Source organism: Olsenella sp. KH1P3 (genome assembly GCF_900167315.1).
GTDB classification, from domain to species: Bacteria; Actinomycetota; Coriobacteriia; order Coriobacteriales; family Atopobiaceae; genus Olsenella_J; species Olsenella_J umbonata_A.
In genome coordinates this window covers 48,388-55,156 of sequence record NZ_FUWQ01000009.1, presented here as the reverse complement: position 1 = coordinate 55,156, position 6,769 = coordinate 48,388, and the positions used below count along the sequence as shown (strand labels likewise).

At 50.4% G+C, this 6,769-nt stretch carries 4 protein-coding genes; 1 reads left to right on the top strand and 3 read right to left on the bottom strand.

Annotation, left to right across the window (positions count from 1 at the left end; all coding sequences use genetic code 11):
- Together B5D13_RS08560 and B5D13_RS08555 are read right to left on the bottom strand one after the other, a co-directional pair.
- The coding region (locus B5D13_RS08560; RefSeq protein ID WP_143327776.1) for a hypothetical protein at positions 1-402 on the bottom strand (402 nt) is incomplete at its 3' end.
- 1,159 nt (positions 403-1,561) lie between these two features.
- The gene (locus tag B5D13_RS08555) at positions 1,562-2,638 is read right to left on the bottom strand and encodes a coiled-coil domain-containing protein (RefSeq protein ID WP_078687885.1); all 1,077 of its coding nucleotides are present in this window, start codon (positions 2,636-2,638) and stop codon (positions 1,562-1,564) included.
- A 1,123-nt stretch (positions 2,639-3,761) separates the two neighbouring features.
- On the opposite strand from B5D13_RS08555, the gene B5D13_RS08550 reads away from it, so the two are divergent.
- Positions 3,762-4,562, top strand: a complete 801-nt coding sequence (locus tag B5D13_RS08550) for a helix-turn-helix domain-containing protein (RefSeq protein ID WP_159444021.1) — start codon at positions 3,762-3,764, stop codon at positions 4,560-4,562.
- Between the two features lie 784 nt (positions 4,563-5,346).
- Here B5D13_RS08550 and ffh read toward each other — a convergent pair.
- Positions 5,347-6,765, bottom strand: a complete 1,419-nt coding sequence (ffh, locus tag B5D13_RS08545) for a signal recognition particle protein (RefSeq protein WP_078687883.1) — start codon at positions 6,763-6,765, stop codon at positions 5,347-5,349.
- Positions 6,766-6,769: the final 4 nt, after the last annotated feature.

Below are 6,769 nucleotides of genomic sequence, written 5' to 3'. Positions count from 1 at the left end.
GTTGGACTGGTAGTAGACGCCGACCGGGACGGAGGTCCACTCAACGTAGAGGTCGGTCACCCCGGCGTCGATGAGGTCCTGGATGGGCATGGAGTCGTCGCCGGGCAGGATGACGACCCCCTCGTTGGTGAGGTCATCGTTCGTCCAGCCGCTGGCGGAGAACTGGTTCCTGTAGAACATGGGCAGGGCGCCGTCGGCGGCGGTGACGGTGACGGTGAAGTCGCTGACGCCGTCGCCGCCGATGTACGCCTCGGAGGAGTCGAAGACGGAGTAGCCGTTGTTGAGGAGGTGGAGGGTGATGGCACCATCCGCACGATTGAGGATAGCACCAGAAGAAGTCGCATGGGCAACAGTGCTAGCAATAGAAGCATAGTCAGTGGTAGCAGCATTGCTATCAACCACAGAATCAGTTACAGGAGACTGTGAAAGCTGGCCGCTAGCAGAGACGTTGTCGCTGGCACCAGCAGTCACATTGCCATGAGAAGAGCCGGCATTGCTATCAATGTGATTGATGGTGCTAGCATCGCTCGAGGTGCCGGGAGCAGCGACGGTCGAACCCGAAGATTCGACCGTCGTATCGTTGCTATCAGCGCTAGCATTAGCGTAAGAATTGGTAGAAGCATTAGCTATTGCTGGGTCAGAATCGTCAGAATTCTCGCCTTCTTCTCCTTCAGAAGATGAAGCGACCCCCGAATTGTCAGATTCGGGGGTCGCTGTGCTAGCAGTGTCGACTTGAGCGCTAGCTTCTGTTGGACTATTGCTAGCTGGATAGCTAGCTGAGGGCTCCGGAGCCGAATAGCTACCTTGCAGTGCTATTTGAGTAGTTGGGGGTTCAGAAGTATAACCGCTATCTGATTGCTGATAGCTAGCATCATTGCTAGCTATCACCTGCTGCTCGGTCGGAGCCACAGATCCGTCAGCGGACCCAGCCGCCTCATCAGCAAAAGCAGCAAGAGGATTAATAACAAGAAGGGTAAGAACAACAAGCGCAGCAGCGAAAATACGCATAAGGGTGGTGACACCCTGTCCCCTTAAGTCCATTGTGCATGCCTTTGCCTGGGCGTTGAAGCTGTAGCCGTTGATGGCGAGCGACCCGTTCATGGCAATCTGCTGCTTACCCATAACCGTAACTCCCTAATCGGCTCGAACATCGTCGAGCGCTTTACGAATCCGGTTCAAAGGACCAAACCGGAAGCTGCGGTCACATTGATGGAGCGAATAGGCTGCGTTTCTGTGGCTTTGCCCTCGAGGATCGAAGGCGAATGTTACACATTTACACACATATCGTAATACTAATCATAGTAATGTTATCAAACTAACAGCATTCTTACAGCTGCTTTTTAATTTGCATTCAGCTCTTTTTGAGAGAAAAGTAAGAAATGGCAGGTAGCTTGTGGTAATTGAAATAGTTGCTGCATAAAAAAATCTGCAGGTCATCCACTCACCCCAAAATAACGCCCGTCCACACCTAGCGGAGCATAAGCTACCTACATACTTCAACAACAAAAAAGATCGTCTGACCAAAAGACCAGACGACCAATTTAATGGCTGAAAAAGAATTCTAGGCGACATGAACGCGAAGATAATGAAGTCTCTGGAAGAACCTCATGTTCGCAATCTTTGCTCTCTCCTCGCGGGCACCTAAGGAATGCGCGTCGGTAACTCTTGAGTCGATATACTCGAGAGCCTCTTCATATCCCTCATTGTGGGCCTTCTTGACCATGACGTCCATCTCGTTCTTGACGGCCGCCCTACCCTCTTGTTCGCCAATCGCTCGGGCATCAGCAACCTGTTGCTGAAATGCACCCATAACCTCAGTTAGCATGTTGAGCATTGTAAGCGCACGCTGGGAATTCTCGTCAGACGGAACGTCAGGGTCAAGCGCTATAGCCTTAACGCTCTCGGCTGTAGCCTTGGCTGCCGCCGTTGTGGCATTTGCCGCAGACAGCTGATCTTTAAGAGAAGATATTCGCTCGTCTTTGGAAGAAGAATCCTCCGCGGCCAACCGAAGCTTCCTTTCAAGCTCAGCACGCGCGCTCTCGTTGTCAGCAAGAGCCCTGCGAAGATCAGCAAGCTCCTTTTGTGCTTGTTCAAGCTCGCGCTCGCAATCCCCTGCCTTTTTTGCCTCATCCAACTCACGTTCAAGTTTTGTTACCTTAGCCTCGGCTTCTTGAAGTGCCTTCTCCAGGTCATCAAGTCGACTCAAGGCATCACTCAGGTCACCCTTGGCTTTGTTGAGTTCAGCCAGGGAGGCATCCTTCTCCTCCATTGCGAAGCGTGCGCGAGACTCCGCGTCATCACGTGCGGCCTCAGCATCCTCTGCGCGCCTCAGTGCGTCACGGAGCTCGGAGTCATCAGCTGAGCCAGCCTCGTCAATCAGCTTCTGAAGGCCCCTCTTTTCCTTCTCCAGAGAGTCTTTTATCGTAAGGGCGTCACGCAGCTTCTCCTCAAGCTCTGAAATCTTCCGGGAAGTGTCTTCGACATCGGCAGAAGAGTTAAGACCTGACGAGTAGAGAGCATCCAGCGCATGCTCAATCGCCACGGCTTTGGTGACGCCATTGTCAGAAGAATACTTATCGATCATGTCGACGTATTGCAGCGGAAGACGAAAGTTCGCCTGTTTCACTTTGTCTGACATGGCAACCACCTTAATAGACACAATCATTGACCTGTAAATCAAATATATCGGCTACAGCTAGAAAATCAAGCTATATTCGGCTACTTATAGCAGGTAGCAGCTGCAGAACACCTTCACACGTCATTGGACGGATGGTATTTCAGCTGTTCGCGGACAGTAACCAATCGAAAGTAGGTGAAATTGTTAGTCTGCTAGCACGATTTATCGCATCCTTACGCTTTGCTAGCAATGTGAAATGCAAGACAAGATGACACTTCGTCCTAGAGAAGCAGAGATCGATTAGGGGGAGAGGAGGAGAAGGAAGAATAGCCAGACTAGGATAGAAGTCCTGTAGCAGGCCTTGTTGGCTCAGGCATACCATAATCAAATGCAAGCACCCCGTTAAGCTGCGCCATTAATGCGACTGAGAAAAAAGCTATGTATGCGCAAGGTGCAGAAGCCCAAAGAAGATTTTTTAATGCCAAATATCGGCTCTCAGGGACTCGCCGGAAACGATCGCAAAGCAACGATGAGAGAGCTGGCAGATCTCTAGACTCTCTCGTAGCAAATAACATCACCCAAGCAATATCAAAAAAGTACTCTCGCCACCAAGGCAAAAGGCCATGTCGAAAAGGTATATACGGAGAGGGGCATCAGACAACCGGTATGCAGAGATGATGTCATGCGATAAGCAATTGACCCCATTCGTCATCACTATTGGTCAAATGATAATAGTCGCCAGAAATATCTGGACTCATATGACCTTCCTGACCTGCGATGTTCAATTGAACTTATCATTCATCAATGCGAATAATGATATTGAACCACGGATTCGACCATCACAAATGATTCCAACAACAGAATGACCAAAGGTCAGCATAGACCAACCATTAAACCACCCCAGGAGAGGATGGGCGTTACGTTTAAACAAAAATCTGTTATAACAAAAATTGAGAAATAGCGATCTATATTTGTGAGCCAAAACCAAAACCTACAGTCGAATCGACAATCCGTCAGTCATGGAAGGTTAGGGAGTTAGTCCAGGACGATTGAATGATGAGCCATCAGTGGCTCATTTAGCTGTGAAAATACAACCAGGAGCTACGGCACCATGTCCTTCTCAGCTAGTGGATGGGAGACCCAAATGAACGAGAGAACGTCTGACGAAATGTCTGCAACACAGTCAAAGGAGACTACGCCACATTTGGGATTATCACAAGACGCGGTTTTCACCAAACAGCACACAGGTCAATCAGACAGCAGGGAGGGCGCGCCAACGCGCACCGAAGAAGCGGTTGATACTACGACAAAAGACGATAGTCGGGAGCAGGCACAGACTGACATGAGGATAGGCGATGATACGAACGCCTCCGTCGAGAAAACCAGTGAGAAGGAATGTAATTGTGATATAGCCGAAATTTCCGTTAGAGCAGAAATAGCTAATGAAACAGAAAATTCGATTGACACGACGGAAGAGAACGAGGGCAATCGTACCAGTAAGACAAAGCCCGAGAAGAATGATCTCATTAGCGCAAGCATTGAGAAGCTGAAGAGTGAAGTCGAGACCCTAGAAAGCGATAAGGCCCGACAGAACCTCGGAGACAAGGAATGGGAGAATCTCATTCGGCAAACCGAAAACGTGATAAAGACGGCCCGAATAGCGATAGAGAATGCAAAACTTTCAAAGCGGCAGAGTCATAAGGTGATTGCAAGTAGGGCACTGCTGCTGGAATGGGAGCACAAGATAGCAATATCGGACTCAATCAGGGCTCGAATGAAAGAGCTGGGCATGAATCAAAACGAGTTGTCGTTCGCTACGGGGATTGGAATCGGCCAGATATCGCTCATCATTAATGGAAAGCAGAACATGACGCTAAGGACAATGGCTAGAATCGAAGCAGCGCTCGATTTTAGGCTCGATTCGGGTTTCAAATACCACGTATAAATACCCATTTTCAAAATTCTAGGGCTAAAAACAGGCTCTCAGGGCTTCAAATACTTTACAATGGATTTCCGCAGGTAGACAGGCATAAATATTAGATCGACAAAGATAATTGCCAGCATAACGAACCGCCAAGCGCGAGGTAGAAGTATAAAACCGCAGGTAAATGACCAGTAAGCGCATTATTAGAGAATGCAATGAATTAACGCCACAATCAGTCTGCGTCTCCGGTCCCGTTCCTGGAGACGCAGACTGATTGTACTTGAGGGTTTTGTCGAAAAAGCAAGCCACAAACTAGAACATGGTGCAACAAAAGACTATGAGCTCACAGCGAGCAAGCAATACAAAGGTACCGAGAGCGAGAAAACGGAAAGAGGATGTACAGAGTGTCCCATCTCCTACCTCAGAAGTTGTGACGATAACATCTACTTTACATAATTTTGTAGATACAACTATTACTTTGTTGAACTTTACATAATATATAGTCTGGCCTACAAATCACTATCTAAACACAGTTCAATTCCCATTTTCGTTATAACGTAAAGCATGAGTCGGAGAATATAGCTGGCATAGTTACGTTATAACGAAAAGATAGAAATCGACAGGATACCCCCCCCTGCGAAGTGAACAACGACTGGTCAGTCTCCCCTATCACCGCAGGTCTTTCGCAGATGATAAGAAGGAGAAGACCATTGGGTTAAGTCGGGCCTCTCCTTCGGTTATATAAAAATGAACTTGGGTAGAAAGTTTAAAACAGCAGTTAGATGCGAGTTTTTGACGAGAAGTGCTAAAACTTCATACCCTTGCCGAAGCTGTTGGAAATCTGGTTCAAATCCAATCCGTTCGCTCCCCCGAAGCCTCGCATCATGTTCTTCATCTGGCGACGAGCCTTCTTGGAGCTTGCGCCCTCATTGGCCATCTGCCTCATCTTGCCCATCATCTTGTTCATCTCGCCCCACTGCTTGAGCAGCTGGTTAACTTCCTGGACAGAGCGACCGGAGCCCCTGGCGATGCGCTTGCGACGCTGACCATTAATCTTCTTCGGCTTGAGGCGTTCCTCCTTCGTCATCGAATAGATCATCGACTCGATACGCGTAATCTGGGAGTCATCCATGTTGCCACCGGCTTGGGCAAGCATGCGATCACCACCGGGAAGCATGCCAATCATCTTTTTGAGGCCGCCCATCTTCCTGACCTGCTGCATCTGCTCAAGCATGTCATCCATAGTGAATCCCTCGCGCAGCATACGCTCGGCACTCTCTATGTTCTGCTGGTCAGCTGCCTGCTGGGCCTGCTCGATGATACCGTACACGTCACCCATGCCAAGGATGCGCTTGGCCATGCGGTCGGGATGAAACACCTCAAGCGAATCGGGTTTCTCGCCCATGGAGACGTACTTGATGGGCTTGCCGGTGACCTCGCGAACAGAAAGCGCGCCACCGCCACGGGCGTCGCCGTCAAGCTTGGACATGATGACGCCGTCGAAGTCGACGCGGTTCGCGAACTCAGTGACGACGTTGACGATGTCCTGACCGGTCATCGCATCGACGACCATCAGAATCTGATCGGGCTTGACGACATTCTTGATGTCGACAGCCTCCTGCATCATCTCCTCGTCAACTTGGAGACGACCGGCGGTATCAACGATGACGATGTCACACAGTCGGTCGACGGCATCCTGGATGCCGCCCTTGGCCACGGCGACCGCATCCTTTCCGTCACCACGAAACACGGGCACGCCGATCTCACCACCCAGCGTCTCGAGCTGATCGGCAGCGGCGGGACGATGAACGTCACATGCGGCAAGCAGCGGACTGTGACCCTGCTTCTTCAACAGGTAAGCAAGCTTGGATGCGGCGGTTGTCTTACCGGAACCCTGCAGACCGACGAGCATGACAACGTTAGGGGTTCGGTTCTGCGCGAGCGTCAGACGTGACTCGGTGGTGCCAAGCAGCTTGGTCAGCTGATCGAGCACGATGCGCACGACGTTCTGAGCAGGAGTGAGCGAGTCCAGGACCTCGGCGGTCATGCACTTCTCCTTGCACTCCGCCACGAAGCCCTTAACCACGCGATAGTTTACGTCGGCCTCAAGCAGCGCCATGCGAATCTCGCGCATGGCCGCATTGATGTCATCCTCGGTCAAGCGACCCTTGCCGCGCAGCTTGTCAAAGGTCGAATTGAGGCGGTCGGAAAGACTGTTGAACATTGAA

Bases quoted from the DNA above. Each gene is read 5' to 3' on its own strand.
- B5D13_RS08555 (WP_078687885.1), bottom strand. From the start codon at position 2,638: ATGTCAGACAAAGTGAAACAGGCGAACTTTCGTCTTCCGCTGCAATAC.
- B5D13_RS08550 (WP_159444021.1), top strand. From the start codon at position 3,762: ATGAACGAGAGAACGTCTGACGAAATGTCTGCAACACAGTCAAAGGAG.
- ffh (WP_078687883.1), bottom strand. From the start codon at position 6,765: ATGTTCAACAGTCTTTCCGACCGCCTCAATTCGACCTTTGACAAGCTG.